At 64.6% G+C, this 21,811-nt stretch carries 12 protein-coding genes; 2 read left to right on the top strand and 10 right to left on the bottom strand.

Annotated features, from left to right (window positions below; genetic code table 11):
- Positions 1 to 39 precede the first annotated feature (39 nt).
- From PCJ21_RS12320 to hutI, 10 genes are all read right to left on the bottom strand, one after another.
- Positions 40 to 1,116, bottom strand: a complete 1,077-nt coding sequence (locus tag PCJ21_RS12320) for an NAD(P)H-dependent flavin oxidoreductase (protein ID WP_269931696.1) — start codon at positions 1,114 to 1,116, stop codon at positions 40 to 42.
- 25 nt (positions 1,117 to 1,141) lie between these two features.
- Positions 1,142 to 1,909, bottom strand: a complete 768-nt coding sequence (locus tag PCJ21_RS12315) for a heme ABC transporter permease (protein WP_269931695.1) — start codon at positions 1,907 to 1,909, stop codon at positions 1,142 to 1,144.
- Positions 1,910 to 2,066: 157 nt separating this feature from the next.
- Positions 2,067 to 3,833 (bottom strand): glucan ABC transporter ATP-binding protein/ permease, encoded by a 1,767-nt coding sequence (locus PCJ21_RS12310; protein ID WP_269931694.1) that lies wholly within the window; start codon positions 3,831 to 3,833, stop codon positions 2,067 to 2,069.
- 243 nt (positions 3,834 to 4,076) lie between these two features.
- Positions 4,077 to 12,629 carry a GH36-type glycosyl hydrolase domain-containing protein gene (locus tag PCJ21_RS12305; protein ID WP_269931693.1) on the bottom strand — a complete coding sequence of 2,851 codons (8,553 nt, stop codon included), beginning with the start codon at positions 12,627 to 12,629 and terminating at the stop codon, positions 4,077 to 4,079.
- Between the two features lie 308 nt (positions 12,630 to 12,937).
- Positions 12,938 to 13,510, bottom strand: coding sequence for an NADPH-dependent FMN reductase (locus tag PCJ21_RS12300; RefSeq protein WP_269931692.1), 573 nt, complete (start codon positions 13,508 to 13,510; stop codon positions 12,938 to 12,940).
- A 78-nt stretch (positions 13,511 to 13,588) separates the two neighbouring features.
- Positions 13,589 to 14,194, bottom strand: coding sequence for a HutD/Ves family protein (locus PCJ21_RS12295; protein ID WP_269931691.1), 606 nt, complete (start codon positions 14,192 to 14,194; stop codon positions 13,589 to 13,591).
- Positions 14,195 to 14,210: 16 nt separating this feature from the next.
- Complete coding sequence (hutU, locus tag PCJ21_RS12290; RefSeq protein WP_269931690.1) at positions 14,211 to 15,887, bottom strand: urocanate hydratase; 1,677 nt, start codon at positions 15,885 to 15,887, stop codon at positions 14,211 to 14,213.
- 23 nt (positions 15,888 to 15,910) lie between these two features.
- On the bottom strand, positions 15,911 to 16,729 hold the full coding sequence (hutG, locus tag PCJ21_RS12285) for an N-formylglutamate deformylase (RefSeq protein WP_269931689.1): 819 nt from the start codon (positions 16,727 to 16,729) through the stop codon (positions 15,911 to 15,913).
- Entirely contained in the window at positions 16,726 to 18,270 is a 1,545-nt protein-coding gene (gene hutH / locus PCJ21_RS12280; RefSeq protein ID WP_269931688.1) for a histidine ammonia-lyase, read from the bottom strand. Before hutH ends, hutG begins: the two co-directional genes overlap by 4 nt.
- A complete protein-coding gene (hutI, locus tag PCJ21_RS12275; RefSeq protein ID WP_442866005.1) occupies positions 18,267 to 19,502 on the bottom strand; it encodes an imidazolonepropionase in 1,236 nt (411 codons plus the stop codon). Before hutI ends, hutH begins: the two co-directional genes overlap by 4 nt.
- 84 nt (positions 19,503 to 19,586) lie before the next feature.
- Between hutI and PCJ21_RS12270 the strand changes: the two genes are divergently transcribed.
- A complete protein-coding gene (locus PCJ21_RS12270) occupies positions 19,587 to 20,939 on the top strand; it encodes a formimidoylglutamate deiminase (RefSeq protein ID WP_269931687.1) in 1,353 nt (450 codons plus the stop codon).
- A 14-nt stretch (positions 20,940 to 20,953) separates the two neighbouring features.
- Positions 20,954 to 21,724, top strand: a complete 771-nt coding sequence (hutC, locus tag PCJ21_RS12265; protein WP_269931686.1) for a histidine utilization repressor — start codon at positions 20,954 to 20,956, stop codon at positions 21,722 to 21,724.
- Positions 21,725 to 21,811 lie beyond the last annotated feature (87 nt).

Genomic DNA, 21,811 nt, shown 5'->3' with positions numbered 1-21,811 from the left:
CAACGGACGCGTAGCGGCCAGTCCTACCGGCGGGCGGGATCATCCCGCGAGTTTCGGAAACAGCGCCAAGGCCTCGGCGGCAAGCGCGCGGGTCAGTTCGCCGGCCGGCATCTCGCGGCCGAGGCGGGCCGCCTGGCCCGACCACAGCGACATGAAATCGCCGGAGCCCTTTGGCTCCGATGCCGCCCTGAGGGGCGCCAGCGCGCCGCCAGCCAGCGGAAACGCCGGGGCGATATCCGAGATCGGGCCAACTTCGCGCATGATCCGATTGACGATGCCGCGCGCCGGGCGGCCGGTGAAGACATTGGTCAGCGCGGTGTGATCGTCCTTGGCGGCGCGCAGCGCCTGCCGGTGCGGTGGCGCGACCTTGGCCTCGGGACAAAACAGATAGGCGGTGCCGATCTGGACGGCTGACGCGCCAAGCGCGAAGGCGGCGACAATGCCGCGTGCGTCGGCGATGCCGCCCGCGGCGATGACCGGCAGCCTGACCGCATCCACCACTTGCGGCACCAGCGCGAAGGTTCCGGGCTGGTTGGCGACGTCGTCGGTCAGGAAGATGCCGCGATGGCCACCGGCCTCGGCTCCCTGCGCGATGATCGCGTCGCAACCGTGTTGCTCCAGCCACGCCGCCTCGTCGGCAGTTGTTGCCGAAGCCAGTACCTTGGCGCCAGCCGCCTTGACCCGGTCAAGCAGGGCGGCGTCCGGCAGGCCGAAATGGAAGCTGACCACCTCCGGCCGGAATTCCTCGACGATGCCGCAGAACTCTTCATCGAACGGCGCGCGCGCCGAGCGCGGCGTCGGGGCCGACGGATCGAGACCAAGTTCGACATAGAAGGGCTCGAGCCGCTTCTTCCACGCCGCCTCCCGCGCCGGATCGTCCTCGGGCTGCCGGTGGCAGAAGAAATTGACATTGATCGGCCGCGACGTGCGCTGGCGGATGATGCCGAGTTCCGTTCGGGCTTTCTCGGGCGTCATCAGCGCGCAGGGCAGCCCACCCATGCCGCCGGCTTCGGAAACGGCGATGACCATTTCGGACTCGACGGGACCTGCCATCGGCGCTTGCAGGATCGGAAGCTCAAGGCCCAACAGATCAAGAATTCTACGATCGGGCCACATGGCGTCGTCCTCCGAAGGGCAGCTTTCAGGCTGTCTGCTGGCGCTCCGCCCTGCGGGCTGCGATCTGGCGCATCGCCATGACGCGACGGCGCAAGATCTCGGTGCGCATCACCATTAGATGCAGGGTGAAGAACAGAAGGGTAAAGCCAAGCGCCATGATCATCAGGGGCCAGAGCATGGACGGGTCGATGGTCGGACCGTCCATGCGGAACACCGAGGCCGGCTGGTGCAGCGTGTTCCACCATTCGACCGAGAACTTGATGATCGGAATGTTGACGAAACCGACCAGCGTGATGACCGCGGCTGCACGGGCGGAACGCGCGGGGTCATCGAGCGCGCGGGTCAGCGCGATGATGCCGAGATACATCAGGAACAGCACGAACACCGACGTCAGCCGGGCGTCCCAGACCCACCAGGTGCCCCACATCGGCTTGCCCCAGATCGACCCCGTCAGCAGGGCGAGCGCGGTGAACACCGCACCAACCGGGGCGGCCGACTTCAACGCGACATCAGCCAGCGGATGGCGCCAGACCAGCGTACCCAAAGCGGAGATCGCCATGACCGAGTAACACATCATCGACAACCAGGCGAAAGGCACGTGGATGTACATGATGCGGACGGTAATGCCCTGCTGGAAATCTTCCGGCGCGGCGAAGGCAAGATAGAGCCCGATGCCAAGCGCAAGCGCCGACATCGCGGCCAGCCATGGGACAAGCTTGTCCACCAAGGCGATGAAGCGTGTCGGGTTGGCGAGATCGCTGATGCGCCGGGATTGCGAGGTCGTCTGGGTCATGGATGCTAATTAACCCCACTGCGGCTGCGCTGCAATCGGCCGCGACGTCGCGGCGAGCTTCAGGCGGGGCCGGCCAGGCGATGTCCACACATGCGCTCAAAGACAAACGGGGCGCCGAAGCGCCCCGCCGAATTGCAGAGGATGCAGGCCTATGCGATCAGGCCGCAGCCTCGACATGGGTAACGCGACGCACCTCGTCGTCGTTGAGCAGGCCGCCGGCGCGAAGCAGCGAGGCGAAGCGGCCATTGCGGGCGGAAAGCTCGGCAAAACCGCCCATCTCGACGACATGGCCATGATCCATGAAGACGACCAGGTCGGCATCACGCACGGTGCTGAGGCGATGGGCGATGATGAACGTCGTTCGTCCATCGCGCAGCATGTCGATGGCATCCTTGACGCGGTTCTCTGTCTCGACGTCGAGCGCGCTTGTCGCTTCGTCGAGCACGAGGATCGGCGCGCTCTTGAGGATGGCGCGGGCGATGGCGATGCGCTGGCGCTCGCCGCCCGACAACGCGCCGCCGCGTTCGCCGACGCTTGTGTCGTAACCTTCGCTTTTCGACAGGATGAAATCCTGCGCAGCCGCCGCGCTGGCTGCGGCGTGGACTTCCTCGTTGCTGGCGCCGGCGCGGCCGAGGCGAATATTGTCCTCGATCGAGCGGTTGAGCAGCCCGGCGTCCTGGAACACGGTCGCGATCGAATGGCGCAGCGACTTGCGGGTCACCGTGCGGGTGTCGATACCATCGACGAGGATGCGGCCATGCTCGGGCGTGTGGACGCGCTGCAGCAGGTTGATGAGCGTGGTCTTGCCGGCGCCCGTCGGGCCGACGATGGCGACCGTCTGGCCGGCGCTGACCTCGAACGACACGTCGCGCACGCCCTGCCCCGAATTCGGGAATTCAAAGCTGACGTTTTCGAAGCGGACGTGACCGGTGACGTTTTCAAGCTCACGCAGGCCTTCCGGCTCACGATGATCGCCGGCCGTGTCTTCCATGCGGTAGAACTCTTCCAGCTTCGACCGGGCGTCGAAGATCTGGTTCACGAAATTCGAGACCTGGTCGAGGCGGCTGATCAGAAGCGTGGCAAAGCCGGTGAAGGCAACGATGTCGCCGATACGCAACTGGCCCTCCGTGACCAGATAGGCGCCGATCAGCAGAACGACCATCATCGAAATCGTCGACGCCAGGCGATGCATCGCCGAAGCCAGCGCCCACCAGTCCAGGACTGGGTTCTGGGCGGTGATCAGCGCCTGAACGAAGCTGCGCAGCGATTCCGTTTCCTGGCCGAGGCGGTTGTAGCTCTGCAGAACAGCGACGTTGCTGACCGAGTCAGAGACGTGAGAGAACACCTTGTGGTGGTGACGCTCGACCATGGCCTGGCCTTCCTTGGTCTTGCGCATGACCAGGCGGCCGATGGCGACGTACAGCGCGCCGAGCGCAATCAGCACCAGGGACATGCGGACATCGAGCGAAAACGCGGTCGGAACGAGCAGCACAAGGGCAACGGCGGTCGAAAGATGCGTGCGCATGAATTCGAGCCACAGCGTAAACAGCGAGTCGACCGCGCGCAGCAGGGTGTGCAGCGAATGCGAGGTGCCGCGCTGCTGGTGCCAGGACAGCGGCATGGTGACGACGCGTTCGAAAGACTGGCACAGCACTTCGCCACGCCGGGCATGGGCCAGGCGGTCTGCGCCACGGGCGACCAGAACGAAGGCTACGATGTTGAACGCACCGAAGCCCGCCCACAGCGCCATGGTTGGAACGACTTCCGATTTCTCGGCTATGGCATCGATGATGCGTCCGAAGAGGATCGGTTCTGCAATGGTGACGATCGCCAGCACGATGTTGGCGGCGCAAATGAGCGCAACCTTCCTGCCGTCAGCGGCAAGATAGCGGAGCGCTCTCCAATAAACCTCAAGCAACGACACTTTGGTACCCCTTGAGTCCCGTCCGTCCCTTTATTGTGCACTGCACAACGGCCGATAGATAGCGACCGCCAGTCCGCAAGACAATGCGCACATAGCCGCTACGTTCAAAAATATCGAACAAAACATTTCAACGGCCAGTAATCTGGTGTGATGCGATAAGGAATTGAGAAATAAGGAAAAAAGGCATGGTTGCGGCAAAATAATGACGAAACCACGTTACTTGGCGTCGCAGCCCGCTCCGGCCTAAGCCGGAATGCGGACCACGACCTCGATCTCCCCGCTGTCGCGCATGGCAAAGGACCCGTCCTTGCCCTTGACGCCGTCAACGTCCGCCTTCGCAGCCTTAGTGGCCTTGTCCCTGACCACCCGCAACCTGTAGACGGCGCCACCCATACGCAGCGTGGCCGAATACCCTTCCCAATGTTTGGGGATGGCGGGCGAAACCACCAGTCGGTCACCTCGGCGGGTGATGCCGAGAATACTTTCCACTGCCGCTCGATAGAGCCAGCCGGACGAGCCGGTGTACCAGGTCCAGCCGCCCCGGCCGGCCTTCGAAGGGTCGGCATAGACGTCGGCTGCCACGACGTAGGGCTCGACGCGATAAGTCTCGGCGGCCTTTTCATCGAGCGCGTGGTTGACCGGGTTGAGCATGGAGAAGCAGCGATAGGCTTCATCCACCTGTCCCATTTCGGCCAGGGCGATGACAAACCAGATCGCGGCGTGGGTGTACTGCCCGCCGTTCTCGCGCACCCCCGGCGGATAGGCCTTGATATAGCCCGGGTCCTTGGCGGTCTTCGAGAATGGCGGCGAGAACAGCTTGATGATGCCAAGCTCGTTGTCGACCAGCGCGGCGGTGGCCTGGTCCATGGCGGTGCGTGACCGCGCCGGGTCGCCTTCGCCCGAGATCACGCTCCACGACTGGGCGATAGAGTCGATCTTGCACTCGTCGGAATGGCGCGAGCCGAGCGGCGAGCCGTCGTCGAAGCTGCCGCGGCGATACCACTCGCCGTCCCATGCCGCGTTCTCCAGCGCACGCTTGAGAGAAGCCGCATGCTTTTCCCAGGCGCCGGCGCGCTTGGCGTCGCCCTCAGCCTTGGCCAGTTGGGCGAATTCGCCCAATGTCCTCAGCAGGAACCAGCCAAGCCAGACGCTGTCGCCCTTGCCGCCCTCGCCAACGCGGTTCATGCCGTCGTTCCAGTCGCCGCCGAGGATCAGCGGCAAACCGTTCTTGGCGGTCCGCTTGATGGCAAGGTCGAGCGCGCGCGCGCAATGCTCGTAGAGCGTGGCCTTCTTGCTCGAACGATCGGGCGTGAAGAACGCATCGTGTTCGCCCGGTTTCAGCGCCGGCCCTTCAAGGAACGTCAACTGCTCGGCAAGGATCGCCTTGTCGCCGGTGACGGCAACATAGCGGGCAGCAGCGCTGGCCAGCCAGACGACGTCGTCGGAAATCATGGTGCGCACGCCAGCGCCAGTACGTGGCAACCACCAATGCTGGACGTCGCCTTCCGCGAACTGGCGGCTGGCGGCGTTCAATATCTGTCCACGCGCCAGATTTGCGTCGTGCATCAACAGCGCCAACGTGTCTTGCAGCTGGTCGCGGAAGCCAAACGCGCCGCTTGCCTGGTAGAAGGCCGAACGGGCCCTGATACGGCAGGCCAGGCTCTGGTACGGCAGCCAGTTGTTGACCATCGCGTCGAGCGCCTTGTCCGGCGTCTCAACCTGGATGGTGTCGAGGAAGCAGCGCCAGTCACGTTGGTTGTCCGCCAGCCTGGTATCGAAATCAACCTTGAGATGACGCGCGACAAGGTCGCTCGCCTCTCCCTCGGAGCCGGCATCGCCAAGCAGCCATAGCAGCGACACCGAGCCGCCTGCGGGCACCTCGACGTCGTGGGCAATGGCGGCGCACGGATCGACGCCCGCCTCGACGCGGCCCGACAGCTCGGCAGCGAGCGTCACCGCCCGCGGGGCGTCGACCGATCCGCCGGAGCCGATGAACTCGTGGCGGTCGGCAGTCAAAGAGCTGGCCTTGCCACTGATCGCCATGAACGCGACGCGTTCGCCAAAATCGAGTCCGTAGCTGTTGCGCGCGAACATGGCGCCCGTCTTGTCGTCGACCGACGGAACGATGTTGGGCGCGGTCTTGGCGCGGCTGCTGCCAAGTACCCATTCGGCATATGCGTAGACCCGGACCTTGGCTGCCACCGCACCGGAATTTTCGATGCGCAGGCGCGAGACCCTGACCGGGTCGGCCGGGTCGACCAGATGGGTCAGCTCGGTGCCCAAGGTGCCGCGCTTGGACTTGAAAGTCGAATAGCCCTGGCCATGTCGCGCCTCATAGGCGGCGCCCGCCTCGCGCACGACAGCGGCGATCGGCGAGTAGGTCCGCCCACTGGCCTTGTCGACAATGTAGACTGCCTCGCCCGGCCGGTTGGTGACCGGATCGTTGGTCCATGGCGTCAGCTGGTAGTCGCGGCTGTTGCGGCTCCAGGTAAACGTCGCTCCCTCGGCGGACGAATGGAATCCGAACCCGCTGTTGGCGACGACGTTGATCCACGGCTGCGGCGTCGTACGCTGGCCGTTGAGACGCACGACGTAGTCGCGGCCGCCGGCGTCGAAGCCGCCGAAACCGTTCCAATAGGCCAGGCCCTCGCCCGACGCCTTGCGGGCGCCGCGCGAGGCGGGCATCTGCGAGACAGGCGCGACAGGTCTGTCGGGGGTCTGCGACTGCGCCAGGGCATCGCGCGCCAGCAAGGCGGCCGCTTCGGCGCGTTCGATCTGGTCGAAGATGGTGCCGTTGCGGGTGTGCAGGCAGACACGGGAGACCGCCAGAAGCGTGCGATACGACGCCTCGTCCATCAGATCGCGCCGGACCGCGAAGATATGCTGGCGCGGCCCGAGCTCCTTGCCGCGCAGGCGGCTGTTCTCGCACAGATGCTCGATCGCCTGCTGCAGGTCCTGGACATAGGACGAGGCCTGCTCGTTGACGATGACCAGATCGGCAACGAGGCCGCGGGCGCGCATGTACTCCTGGAAGCGCAGCGCCTGGGCGACGATCTCGATGTCGGCGATGTCGCCGATCCTGATTGCCAGGATCGGGAAGTCGCCGGAAATCGCCATCGGCCAGAGCGCCGATTGCGGACCGAGCCCGGAAGCAATGGCATCCGCCGACAGGCGCAGGAACGGATCCGGATAGATCAGGTACCGCGCCAGCTTCTGCACATTGGCGGCATCCGCCAGGCTGAGCCCGAGATGGCGGGTCTGCACCTGCGAACGCGTCCACGACAGCATCGCCTGACGCTGGTAGCCTTCGGGATGGTCGAGCCGCGAGACCGTCTCCTCGACCTCTTCGCGCGTCGCACCAACGATGGTCCAGAAGGTCAGCGTCACCTTCTTGTTGGCGGGAACGCGCACGCGACGGCGCAGGGCAGCAACCGGGTCGAGCGTGAAGCCCGCGCTGCCAGTCAGTTTGGCGCCGGGGTCGAACGCTGCCGGGTCGGCAATCGTGCGCCCGCGCCCAATGAAGGCGCGGCGGTCTGTTTCGGCCTCGGTGTCGCGCACATGACCAGACTGATCGGTGACGAAATGCGCGGCAACGACCGAAGGCTCGCCGGCGGACCGCGTGCGGCGGGTGGCCAGGATGGTGCTGCCGTTGTGCGTGATCTCGGTCTCGACGAACATCTTCGAGAAGGCCGGATGCGCAGTGTCGTTGGCCTCGGGCGCAAGGACCAGTTCGGCGAACGACGTCACCTCGATGTGGCGATCGACGGCCGCATCGTTCCAGATAACCACGCGACGCGCTTCGCCATTGCCCTCGGACACGACTATGCACTCGACCTCGCTGCGCAGCGTGCCGACTGTCTTGATGAAGTTGGCCTTGTCGTCGCAGAACACCGTCTGCACCTGCTCGCCGGTGGCGCGCTTCGGTTCGGACGTCGCCGACCACCAGTCGCCGGTCTCGGTGTCGCGCAGGAACAGGTAGGTGCCGAGACGGTCTTCCGTCGGATCGGGCTGCCAGCGGGTGATCGCCATGTCGTTCCAGCGGCTGTAGCCGGAGCCGGTGGCTGTCACCATCACCGAATAGCGGCCGTTCGACATCAGGTTGGTCGACCGCAGCGACCGCATCGGATTGAGCAACAGACGCGTGTCGGCGCTGTGATCGGCGGTCTCGTCCTTGGTGTGCTCGGCGACTTCGGTGCGCACGGTTGCGACAGGAATGTCGCGCGGCGCCTTCTCCTGCAGCAGCAGTTCGGCCGCCTCGATGACCTGATCGCTGTGGAAGCGGTCACGCATCCTGCCTTCGAAGATGACGTTGGCGATCGACACGATCGACATGCCCTGGTGGTGGGCCATGTAGTTGTAGACGACGGCATGGTCGGTGCCTTCGGGCACGCGCTGCGGCGTGTAGTCGACGGCGTCGTAGTAACCGTAGCGGCCCATCGCCCCGACCTTGCGCAAGCGCCTGAGGTTGGACGTAGCCTCGGCCGGCATGAACTGCGCGGCAAGCACGGTGGCGTAGGGCGCGATGACGGTGTTCTGGCCAAGACCGCGCTTGAGGCCGAGACCGGGCACGCCAAAATTGGTGTACTGATAGGTCAGCTCGCGGTCGCGGCCGTTGTAGGCGGCTTCCGAAATACCCCACGGAATGCCCTTCGAGCGGCCATACTGGATCTGGCGGCGGATGATCAGCTTGTTGGTCTGGTTGAGGATGCCGCCCTGCGGCTCCTTCATCACCAGCGGCGGCATCAGGTACTCGAACATCGAGCCGGACCACGACATCAGCGCGCCCTGGAAGCCGATCTCGACGATCGGGCGGCCCAGGCGGAACCAATGCTCGGTCGGCACGTCGCCCTTGGCGATGGCGAACAGGCTGGTCAGACGCGCTTCCGACGCCAGAAGGTCGTAGCAGCTTTCATCGAGCTGGTGCTCCTCGACACGATAGCCGATGGACAAGAGCTTGCGCTCGTTGCGCATCAGGAACGAGAAGTTCATCTCGAAGGCGAACTTGCGGGCGCGCTCGCGCAGTTCCATCAGCTTGACGCGGAGTGAGCTAACCGCTTGATCGTCGCTATGGGCGTCGTTGACATGGGCCTCGCAGGTAACTTCGAGCGTCCTGGCCCAATCGGCCAGCTGCTCGCTTTTGGTCGAGGCGGCCTCGGTGTGGATCGCACCGGCCAGCTTGCGGATTTCGCCCGACAGCACGGCGAGGTTGATCGTGCGGATCGAGGCCATTTCCGGTTGCGACTTGATGGTTTCAACCGCACGACGCATGCCGTCGACCCGGTCGATCAGGCGCTGGCGCAACGGGCGAAGCTGGCGGCGGTCGTCCGGAAGCTCGGCGACGCTCTCCTCGATGATTGAAACGATGTCGAGAATGCCCTGGAAATCGCCCTGCAGATGCACCGACGGCGCCTCGGCCCATTCCGAACAGGCGGCGGCGACGGCGACCAGGTGCCCGGCCAGATTGCCGCTGTCCACGCTCGAGACATAGAGCGGATAGAGCGGCCGCAGCGTCGTTGTGTCGTACCAATTGTAGAGATGGCCGCGAAACCGCTCCATCTTCTCGATGGTCGACATCGTGGCGTCGATACGCGTGACTGCGTCGGATAGGCTGATCCAGCCGAAATCGCGGGCCGAAACCACCGACAGCAAGTAGACGCCGATGTTGGTCGGCGAGGTGCGCGTGGCGATGACGCCGGTCGGATTTTCCTGGAAATTGTCCGGCGGAAGGTGGTTCTGCTCCGGGGTGACGAAGGTCTCGAAATAGTGCCAGGTGCGGCGCGCGACGGTGCGCAGCATGTGCACGTCCCATGGCGCGACGTGCAGCCGGTCCTCGGTCTCCGCCGAGCGGCTGATCAAGCAGGCAAAGGCGGGGGAGCCGGCCCAGAAGATGGCAAAGGCGAAGGCGACGAAGGCACCGGTCGAGTCGGCGAAAACAGGTATCGCCAGGCCAACGACGGCGATGATCACCGCACCATACATCATACGGTAGTAGGCGGCGAGGTCGTTGCCGCCGGACTTGTGCGCCTGCGAGGCCGTGCGCCACTCAAGGAGGTTCTTGCGGCTGACAAACAGACGATAGAGCGTACGGATGATCGCATCGCCCATCATCCAGGCGAGATGCGCCATCAGCACGACCTTGAGCGCCACCATGGCGGTGCCGAAGGCGAGATCGCGGGCCAGCGCGCTGAAATGGCCGCGCGCCGTGGCCTCGCGGTTCTTCGGCAGGATCGCATCGATGATATCGAAGGTCGGCGCCATGAACAGGCTGAGAATGAGCAAGGCCTGCCATTGCGCGGCCTGGGTGAACGGCAGCAGGGTCCAGCCGGCGATGGCCGCCATGACCCAGAAGATCGGAGTCAGCGAGCGGCGCAGGTTGTCGATCATCTTCCAGCGCGACAATGCGGGAACGCCAGAGCTCGGATCGAAGATGAAGCCGAGCAACTGCCAGTCGCCGCGCGCCCAGCGATGCTGCCGCGAGGCGTCGACCGAATAGCGCGTCGGGTAGTCTTCCACCACCTCGACGTCGGTGACAAGGGCGGCGCGTGCCAGCGCGCCTTCGAGCAGATCGTGGCTGAGAACGGTGTTTTCAGCGATGCGGCCCTTGAGCGCTGCCTCCATGGCATCGACGTGGTACAGGCCCTTACCGGTGAAGGTGCCCTCGCCGAAGACGTCCTGGTAGAGATCGGAAACGGCGAAAACATACGGATCGAGGCCGCGGTTGGCCGAAAAGACGCGCTGGAAGAACGACGCTTCGTCACCCGTGGTCAGGGACGGCGTGACGCGCGGCTGCAGGATGGCGTAGCCGGCCGTGACAACGCGGCGCTCGGCGTCGAACTCCGGCCGGTTGAGTGGATGGCACATCTTGCCGACCAGCTTGGCGACGGAGCCGCGTGTCATGCGCGTGTCGGCGTCGAGCGTCATGACATGGATGACGTTCTCCGGCAGCGGCGCGTCGGTGGGCAGGAAGGTGGTGTCGCCGTCGCCACGCAGCAGCAGGTCGAGTTCATGCAGCTTGCCGCGCTTGCGTTCCCAGCCCATCCAGCAATCCTGCGCGGGATTATGCAGCCGGCGGCGGTGCAGCAGGTAGAACCTGGGCGCGCCTTCGCTGGGGTAGCGCTGGTTCAGCCGGGCGATTTCGCGGCGGGCGTACTCGTAGATCTCGCGGTCGCCGGTCGACACCTCGACCTGGCTGTCGGGCCAGTCCGACAAGACGGCGAAATGGATTTCACCGGCCATGTTGGCGAGGTGGTGGACCTCGATGTTGCGGATGTTCTCGTCAACATCGTCACGCGAACCGATCAGCGACGGCACAACGACCAGGGTACGCGCTTCGGCCGGAACCCCGTCCTTGAACTCGTAGCCAACGAGCCGGGTCGGTTCGAGGAACTTGAGCACGATGGTGTTGAAGAAGGCCAGCGCGCCTTCGCTGGCCGGCACCGAAAACAACACCAGCATCAGCGCAATGGCGCCCGCCGGCAGGCCAAGCGCGGCCAGCGCGTTGCCGGCGAGGAACAGCAACAGCACGGTCAACGCGAACACCGGCACGGCAATGCCGAGCCAATTGGTCTTGCGGAAGGCGCGGTTGACCAGCCGGCCTATCGTCGGCCGGTATCCGATTGCCCGTTCAAGCTCCTGGCGGCGTGGCCCGACAAGGAAGAAGCCAACGTCGGAGCAATCCTTCTGCAGTTGTGGCGCACCCTCCGGAACCGGCTTTTCGGCGTCGGCAAAATCCGTCGCCCGTTCGGCGACCTGATATTCCGAGAGCTTCGAGTGCCGGGCGAGTTCCTCGATGGCCGCGCGGTACTGGTCGCGCGACGCGAAATCGAGTTGGGCGAAATTCGTGCGCTCGCGCAACAGCGCGTCAACACGGCTGACGTCCTCGAACCATACGGTCCAGTCCTGGTCGTCAATGAGCCTCAGGCCGCGGATGATGTTGCCGGTGGTGACATTTCCTGACGACAGCGTGTGATGCTCGCCGATGATGATCTCTTCGGCGTCGCTGCCAGACTTTTCGAGCTCATTTTCCAGCCAGCTCAATGCCTTACCGGCATTTTGCGAGCCATCGCGCAAACGGTACAGAAGCTGCGTGGCGAAGGTGGTGTCGCGGGCATGCGCGGCATAGGCCTGCAGCAGGGCCAGGCCGTCGTCCTTTTCCTGCACGGTTTGCAGGCGGTCGGCGACGTCGTTGGCGATGGCGCGCATTTCGCGGGCGCGATTGACGCGCACCGCGATGCGACGAAGGTTTTCGATCAGCACGAAGCGCAAAAGCGACGGCAACGCCCAGAGCTCGCCGATCTGAAGCGGTTCGATGGACTGGTAGCCCTCGACGATGGCCTTGAACATCTGCGCCGAAACAGTGCTGTCGGAATGGGCGACGTAGACCCAGGCTATTGCAAGGGCGCGCGGCACCGACTGGCCCGGCGCGATCTCCATCGTCGGCAGCTCGCGATAGAAGCGCTTCGGCAGGTCGCGCTTGACCTGATAGATCGTCTCTTCGACCAGATAGTTGTTGTCGAGCAGCCATTGCGCGGCAGGCGTGATCGGCTCGCCCCTTCCCTGCGCCGCATTGGTGTCGCGATAGACCTGAAGGATACGCTTGGCGCTTTCGCGGATGCGCGCGTGGAAATCAAACCCGCCAAGGCCGAAATAGGATGGCAGCTCCTTGCGCGCCAGGCTTTCGCCCGTGGCCCTGAGCCGATCCTCATGCAGCACGGTCGCCCGGATGGGCTGCTCCGCGACGGCCGGGAAGCTCGGCACTACATCGTTGATCCGGCGTGGGTCGGTCTGAATATTCATATACAGCATTGTCCGTTTGGCAGAAAAATCCGCGCCACCTTGCGGCGTCGCGGACCTGCCGCATAACCAGTTCAAACAACAAATGGTTGCATGGCAATACAACAGTCGTTGTACCGCTTTGCACCTGCGATTTAGTGAAAATATGACGTCGCCATCGCCCGCGACGCCACGTGCCACATAGCAGTGCCGAGTTCAGATCGGAACGCAAGTATTCAGGCTTTTTCGTGTTCAGCCAAACAAAATTGGGCATATGTCAGGCAGTGCCCTCAACAGGGCACCGCCTGCCGAGTTAGGCACCCGGTCCAGCGTCACCTGCTGCGCGGCAGAACCGTATAGACCCGGTCGATGAAGGCGTGAAACTCGGACATGTAACTCTCGAGGAATTTCGCGGTGTCCGGAACCGTCACGTCTCCGTCGTCGGTAATCAATCCCGGCTTGAACTGGATATAGGCCTCGGGCGCGTTCATCTGCGGCGAATTGCAAAAGCTGAGCACGCTGCGAAGGCTCTGCTGCGCCACTGCAGTGCCAATCGCACCCGGCGACGTTCCGATCACCGCCGAGGGCTTGCGGGTGAACGAATTCTGCCCGTAGGGCCGGCTCGCCCAGTCGATGGCGTTCTTCAATCCGCCAGGGATGGACCGGTTGTATTCGGGGGTGACGAACAGCACGGCGTCGACGTTGGCCAGGGCCTCCTTGAATGCGCGGGCGGCGGGCGGGAAATCAGCGTCGTAGTCATAGCTGTAGAGCGGAAGGTCGCGGAACGAGATTTCTTCCATCTCCAACGTTTCCGGCTTTAGCCGAACCAGAGCCTTGGCAAGTTTGCGATTGATCGAACCGGCCGCCAGACTGCCGATGAAATAGCCGACCCTGTGGTTGTCCATCACAGCTTCTCCCTTTGCCGCGCGGTTTCGGCCGGCGGCCTGACCTACCGTCCCTGAAAAGGAACAGTCCTCCAGTAACTAGCGGACGTCACGGCAAAGTGGAGGGTGCCGCCATGACATGATGTTGACGGCCAGCAGGCTCACCGCCGTGGCAGGCGCGATACGGAGCCTTCCCGCGCCGGGATCGAGACACAGCGTGTCCCGCTCGCCGAGGTCGATCGTCCCCTCGCCAACGCCGATGAGCGCCGCACCGGAAGCGATAAACAGCAGGAACGTCCCGTCACCCGCCTCAATATCGGCCTCGCGCGCCAGCTCAAGCCGGCGAACCCGATGGTTGTGGCTTCCACGGCGGGTCATCACGTTGAAGTCGAGCACGGGGCCGTCGACCAGTTTGGCGGATGTTGCGACATCGCCGGGGAAGACGCAGGGCTCGGAATGCCGCGACAGCAAGTGTTCGCCAGCGCCCTCGATCGCCAGCCGCATGGTGCCTTCGAGCACTGTCAGCGTGCGGTCGATACCGGAAAAGACGGAAAACGGGCCGCCGGCTGCCACCTGCGCCATCGAAATGCGCCAGTGGAAGTCGTCGAGCCCGGCCGCAGGCGGCCACGCGATGATTTCGGTCGTCACGCCGCCGCCGTTCTTCCACGGCATCGGGCGGCAGTCGGCGTGACGGATGATGCGCATGGTCAGCCCAGGATTGTTAGCCCAAGATCCCGGGCAGGTTGAGGCCCTTGTCCCTGGCGCAGTCAACGGCGATGTCGTAGCCGGCGTCGGCGTGGCGCATGACGCCCGTTGCCGGGTCGTTCCACAACACGCGCTCGAGTCGGCGGGCAGCATCGTCGGTGCCATCGGCGCAGATGACCACGCCCGAATGCTGTGAGAAGCCCATGCCGACGCCGCCGCCGTGGTGGAGCGACACCCAGGTTGCGCCGGATGCGGTGTTGAGCAGCGCGTTGAGCAGCGGCCAGTCGGACACGGCGTCCGAGCCGTCCTTCATCGCCTCGGTCTCGCGGTTCGGCGAAGCCACCGAGCCGGAGTCGAGGTGATCGCGGCCGATGACGACGGGCGCCTTGAGCTCGCCCTTGGCGACCATCTCGTTGAAGGCGAGGCCGAGACGGTGGCGATCGCCGAGGCCGACCCAGCAGATACGCGCCGGCAGGCCCTGGAAGTGGATGCGCTTGGCCGCCATGTCGAGCCAGTTGTGCAGGTGCTTGTTGCCGGGGGTCAGTTCCTTCACCTTGGCGTCGGTCTTGTAGATGTCCTCGGGATCGCCCGAAAGCGCTGCCCACCGGAACGGTCCGATGCCACGGCAGAAGAGCGGCCGGATGTAGGCCGGCACGAAGCCCGGAAAATCGAAGGCGTTCTCGACACCCTCTTCCTTGGCCACCTGGCGGATGTTGTTGCCGTAGTCGACGGTGGGGATGCCCATCTTGTGGAAGTCGAGCATCGCCTTGACGTGCACCGCCATCGACGCACGCGCGGCTTTTTCCACGGCCTTGGGGTCACGCTGGCGCTTGTCTTCCCACTCGGCCACCGTCCAGCCAATCGGCAGGTAGCCGTTGACAGGGTCATGTGCCGAGGTCTGGTCGGTCACCGCATCCGGCTTCACGCCGCGCCTGACGAGTTCCGGCAGGATTTCGGCGGCATTGCCGAGGAGTGCGACCGAAATCGCCTTCTTTTCCTTGCAGGCCTTGTCGATGATGGCGAGCGCGTCGTCGAGATCCTTGGCCTGGACGTCGACATAGCCGGTCTTGAGGCGCATCTCGATGCGGCTCGCCTGGCATTCGATGGCGAGGCAGGCGGCACCGGCCATGGTCGCGGCCAGCGGCTGGGCGCCGCCCATGCCGCCGAGGCCGGCGGTCAGGATCCAGCGGCCGGCGAGGTCGCCGCCAAAGTGCTGGCGGCCCATCTCGACGAAGGTCTCGTAGGTTCCCTGAACGATGCCCTGGCTGCCGATATAGATCCACGAGCCGGCCGTCATCTGGCCGTACATCATCAAACCCTTCTTATCGAGGGCGTTGAAATGGTCCCAGTTGGCCCAGTGCGGCACCAGATTGGAGTTGGCGAGCAGCACGCGCGGCGCATCCTTGTGGGTGCGGAATACGCCGACCGGCTTGCCCGACTGGATCAGCAGAGTCTCGTCGCCTTCCAGCTTGCGAAGGGCGGCTACGATGCGGTCGAAGCTGTCCCAGTCACGGGCGGCGCGGCCGATGCCGCCATAGACGACGAGTTCGCCCGGCTTTTCCGCGACCATCGGGTCGAGGTTGTTCATCAGCATGCGCAGCGGCGCTTCGGTGAGCCAGCTCTTGGCGGTCAGTTCCGTGCCCGTCGCTGCGCGGATGACGCGGGCATTGTCGATGCGGGAATGTTGGGTCATGCGGAAACCTCCCTTGGCGTGTGTCAGTTGCCCGCCCAGGCGAGCGCGGTCTTGAGGATGTCTGTCAGCGTCGCGCGGATCGGCGCGGAGAATTCGGCGTCGTAAGGCACTGGCCAGTTGGACGGTTCGCCCTTGCCTTCCGGCTCGAGCATGTAGCCGCGATTGGCGAGTTCCATCTGCAAGGCATGGACCCCTTCGGAGGGACGACCATGGTGACGGGTGATCCAGCCACCCTTGAAGCGGCCATTGACCACCCACGGCCTGCCGGTTCCGGCCATGATCGCAGCGACCTTGTCCTGCAGCACCGGATCGGTGCTCGTGCCGTCGTTGGTGCCAAGATTGAACACCGGCAGCCGGCCATCGAACAGGCGTGGCATCACCGAGCGGATCGAGTGGCAGTCATAGAGCACGATCTTCGGATGCAGCGCGCGGAGGCGCGAGATTTCGCTCTCCAGGGCAGCGTGATAGGGCTCGAAATAGGCAACGCGACGCCGGTTTATCTCGTCTGCGTCCGGCTGATGCTCCACCTTGTAGAGTGCATCGCCGTCGAACGTAGTCGTTGGGCAAAGCTCAGTCGTCGCCTGCCCCGGATAAAGCGAAGCGCCGGAAGGGTCGCGGTTGACGTCTATGACCGAGCGCGACACGGACGTCCGCACCACTGTCGCACCAAGGCCTTCGGCGAAATCGTAAAGCTTGTCGATCCACCAGTCCGTGTCGCGGCGCGCAAGCCATGTCGTGACGAAACGATCATCGAGCCCGACAAGGTCGGTTCCGGTATGCGGAATGCTGACCAGAAGCGGCGCATCGCCCCGCTTTACCGCCAGCCAGGAGGTTTCACTCATGCCGGCGCCCCCGAGACTGCTGGCAGTTCGACGCCGGCGATTGCATCAACAATCGCGCCTGAGCGAACCAATGCGATGGCCTTCTCCATGTCGGGATGGAAATGGCGGTCGTCGTCGAGATGCGGCACCTGGGCCCGCACCATCTTGCGCACCGCCTCGAGCGCTTCGCTGGAGGCGAGCGGCGCATGGAAGTCACAACCCTGGGCTGCCGCAAGCAGCTCGATGCCGAGCACGCCATTGGCGTTTTCGATCATGCCAAGCAGTCGGCGGGCGCCATGGGCGGCCATGGAAACATGGTCTTCCTGGTTGGCCGAGGTCGGGATCGAGTCGACGCTGGCCGGATAGGCCTTCTGCTTGTTTTCGGAAACGAGCGCCGCTGCCGTGACCTGCGGGATCATGAAGCCGGAGTTGAGGCCGGGCTTCGGCGTGAGGAACGCCGGCATGCCCGAAAGTGCCGGGTCGACAAGCATGGCGATGCGGCGTTCCGACAACGAGCCGATCTCGCAGACGGCCAGCGCAATCATGTCGGCGGCGAAGGCCACCGGTTCGGCGTGGAAATTGCCGCCGGACAGTGCGGTGTCGTCCTCGGTGAAAATCAGCGGATTGTCGGTGACGCCATTGGCTTCGGTGCCGAGCGTGTCGGCCGCCTGGCGCAGCAAGGTAAGCGCAGCGCCCATCACCTGTGGTTGGCAACGCAGGCAATACGGGTCCTGCACACGCTCGTCACCGACCCGGTGGCTTTCGCGAATGGCGCTGCCGGCCATCAGGTTGCGCAGCGTGTCGGCGGTCTCGATCTGGCCTGGATGCTTGCGCAGCATATGGATGCGCGGATCGAACGGCGCGTCCGAGCCCTTGGCGGCGTCGGTCGAGAGCGCGCCGGTGACCAGCGCCGACTGATACAGGTTTTCCGCCTCAAACAGGGCGGCAAGCGCGTAGGCCGTCGAAAACTGCGTGCCGTTGAGAAGCGCCAACCCCTCCTTGGCACCCAGCGTGATCGGCTCGAGTTCATGCGTGACGAAGGCCACCTTGGCTGGCACGATGCCGTGCGGCGTATGGCAATCGCCAACGCCGATCATTGTCGCAGTCATATGCGAGAGCGGTGCGAGATCGCCTGACGCGCCGACTGAGCCCTGCGCCGGGACGACCGGGATGACGTCCCTGGCAAGCATTTGCTGCAGCAGGTCGATGGTCTGCTCGCGCACGCCCGAAGCGCCCTGTGCGAGGCTGGCGAGTTTCAGCGCCATCATCAGGCGCGCAACAGCGACGGGCATCGCCTCGCCGACGCCGGCGGCATGGCTGAGCACGATGTTGCGCTGCAGGGTTTCGAGGTCGGATGCCGGAATGCGAACGCTGGCGAGCTTACCGAAACCAGTATTGATGCCGTAGACCGGTTCGCCCTTGGCGACGATCCGCGCCACCGTCTCGGCGCTGGCCTTGATCCTGGGCCGGCAGGCCGGATCGAGCTGCGGGATGGCTCCACGATAGATGGCACGCCAATCGGCAAGCGTTGCGCTACCGGGCTTGAGAACGAGCGTGGTCATTTTCCTCTCCAGATACGGGCATGGAGCGGGTTGAACCCCATGCGATAGACAAGTTCGGCCGGGCTCTCGATGTCCCAGATGGCCATGTCCGCCCATTTGCCTGCTTCGAGCGTGCCGGTTTCGGCCAACAGCCCAAGCGCACGCGCTGCTTCGCGGGTGGTGCCTGCGATGCACTCCTCGACGGTCATCGCAAACAGCGTGGCCGCCATATTCATCGTCAAAAGCAGCGACGCGAGGGGCGACGTGCCGGGGTTGTTGTCGGTGGCGACCGCCATTTTCACCCCGTGCTTGCGAAACAGGTCGACCTGCGGCTTTTTCGTCTCTCTGATGAAGTAGAAGGCGCCGGGCAGGATAACGGCGACCGTGCCCGCTTTCGCCATTGCGGCGGCACCCGCGTCGTCGGTGTATTCGAGATGATCGGCCGACAGTGCGCCGTAACTGGCGGCAAGTGCGGCGCCGCCGAGATTGGACAGCTGGTCGGCGTGGAGCTTGACCGGCAGGCCCTTGGCCACGGCCGCATCGAAGACGCGGGCCATCTGGTCTGGCGAAAACGCGATGCCTTCACAGAATCCGTCGACCGCATCGGCGAGCCCCTGAGAGGCGATCGCCTCCAGCATCGGACCGGCGACGAGGTCGACATAAGCGTCCTTGTCACCATTGGCTTCCGGCGGCAGCGCATGGGCGCCGAGGAAGGTGGTGCGAACGGTGACCGGGCGCTTGCCGGCTAGCTGCCGCGCAGCGCGCAGCGACTTGGTTTCGTTGTCGATGTCGAGGCCGTAGCCGGACTTGATCTCGACGGTCGTCACTCCTTCGGCGATCAGCGCATCGAGACGCGGCAGGGATTGCGCCACCAGATCGGTTTCGGAGGCTGCACGCAGCGCCTTGACTGAGGAAATAATGCCGCCCCCCGCCCGCGCCACCTCTTCATAGGTCGCGCCGGCAAGACGCATCTCGAACTCGTTGGCGCGATTGCCGGCGTGGACGAGATGGGTGTGGCAATCGATCAGGCCGGGTGTGATCCAGCGGCCTGCACAATCGACGGTCTCCGCGCCCACCACCAGATCGGCGGGCATGTCGGCTTCAGGCCCGGCAAAGGCGATGCGCCCATCGCGAACGGCAATCGCGCCCCGCTCCACCCTGCCCAGATCCGGCGCCCCCTCGATGAGGGTCGCCAGCCGCGCATTGCGCCAGATCCTCACTGCTGACTGCTCTCCAGCCATGATCTTTTTCATTTCCTCCAACTGCTATTATGTATATACATATTGGAATGCGATGCAAGTGGTATCGTGCGGGTCGCAAACAGGGTGAGGAAAACGATGGCGACGATCTATGCGCAGAGGGCGCTGCTGGCGGATGGCTGGCAGGAAAATGTGAGACTGGAGATAGCGGACGGCATGGTCTCCACCGTCCAGCCTGATGCAACGCCGCAGCCCGGCGACGAACGCCACGCCATTATCATCCCCGGCATGCCCAACCTGCACAGCCACGCCTTCCAGCGCGGCATGGCGGGGTTGGCCGAAATTCGCGGACCTTCCACCGACAGCTTCTGGTCCTGGCGCGAGGTGATGTACAAGTTCGCGCTGTCGATGACCCCGGAGCAGGTCGAGGCGGTGGCGGCACAACTCTATGTCGAAATGCTTGAAGCAGGCTTCACCCGCGTCGGCGAGTTCCACTATCTGCACCACGACCGCGACGGCAGCACCTATGCCAACATCGCCGAGATGGCCGAACGCGTCGCGGCCGCCTCGACCGAAACCGGCATCGGCCTGACATTGCTACCCGTATTCTACGCCCATTCGAGCTTCGGCGGCGCGCCGGCCAATCCCGGCCAGCGGCGATTCATCAACGATACGAATCGCTTCGCAAGGCTTTTTGAGAAATGCAGCGAAGCGCTGAAAGGCATCGATGGGGCAGTGCTAGGTCTCGCCCCGCACAGCCTACGCGCCGCGACGCCGGAGGAGCTTGCCGCCGTGACCGCGATGACGCGCGGTCCGATCCACATCCACATCGCCGAGCAGGTGAAGGAAGTGGAGGACTGCATTGCCTGGTCGGGCGCTCGCCCGGTGGAATGGCTGCTCGGCCACTCCAATGTGAGCGGGCGCTGGTGCCTGATCCACGCCACGCACATGACCGAGACGGAGACGATCGCCCTGGCCCGCACGGGTGCTGTGGCCGGTCTGTGCCCGATCACCGAGGCCAATCTCGGCGACGGCGTCTTTTCGGCGCCTTTGTTTGCCGAACATGGCGGCAGGTTCGGTGTCGGCTCGGATTCAAATGTCGAGATCAGCGTCGGCGGCGAGCTGCGCATGCTCGAATATTCGCAGCGCCTCGCCCACCGCGCCCGCAATGTGCTTGCCGCCGCCGGCCAGTCGACCGGACGCGCGCTGTTCGATGCGGCACTTGCCGGCGCGGCGCAGGCCCTGGGTGCAGGCCCCGCAGGTGTCACCAAGGGCGCTGCGGCCGATCTGGTCTCGCTCGACGCCGACCATCCGACGCTCGCCGGCAAGAGCGGCGACGCCATTCTCGACGCCGCGATCTTTGCCGGCGCAGACCGGATCGACAGCGTCTGGGTCCGCGGCCGCAAGGTTGTGACCAACGGCGCACATTTCCGCCGCGAGGCTATTGCGGCAAGGTTCCGCGCCGTGATGATTGAACTGTCCGCGGCTTAGGCGAAGGAGTTTCTGTGGCTGATTCGACTGGAGAAGCCGAAATTTCAGACGATACGGCGGGCGCGGAAGCCTCGCCGTCACTGTACCAGCGCATCCTCAACGACATCCGGGACCGCATCGTTTCGGGCGAATGGGAGCCGGGCTATCGCATCCCTTTCGAGCATGAACTGACCGAGCAGTATGGCTGCTCGCGCATGACGGTGAACAAGGCGCTGTCACAACTGGCCAAGGCCGGGCTGATTGAAAGGCGACGGCGCTCCGGCAGCTTCGTGCGGCGGCCACGGTCGCAGGCGGCGGTGCTCGAAATCCACGACATCCGCATCGAAGTCGAGGCGCTCGGCCTGCCCTACCGCTACGAGTTGATTGCCCAGTCCAAGCGACGGGCGACCGCATCCGACCGCGAAAGACTGGGCCTGGGCACTTCGGCGCCGGGCCAGATCATGGCGCTGCAATGCCTGCACTATGCCGGCTCGCGGCCGTTTTGCCTGGAAGACCGGTTGATCAATCTCGCGGCGGTGCCAGGCGCCGGCGACGAGCGCTTCGCCGAGGCGGCGCCAGGTCCGTGGCTGATTGACCGCGTCCCGTGGAGCGCGGCCGAGCATGTCATCCGGGCAACCGCAGCCGCCGCCGAGATCGCGGCCGACCTCAATCTCGCGCCGGGCGCGCCCTGTCTTGTCATCGAACGCCGGACCTGGAGCGCCGAGCATCCGGTGACGCATGTGCATTTCACCTATCCGGCCAACGCGCATGCGGTGGTCGCCCGCTTCACGCCTTCGGACAGCTAGAGCATTTTCGCTTTTCTTCGAATCGCGAAAACGCTCTATCTCCTTGTTTTGACGCAATTCCGAACGGAAAACCGCGTCACACTTTTC

The organism is Aminobacter sp. HY435 (assembly GCF_027568395.1).
GTDB lineage: Bacteria > Pseudomonadota > Alphaproteobacteria > Rhizobiales > Rhizobiaceae > Aminobacter.
The sequence above is the reverse complement of the archived record's forward strand: the minus strand, read 5'-3'. Positions and strand labels throughout refer to the sequence as shown.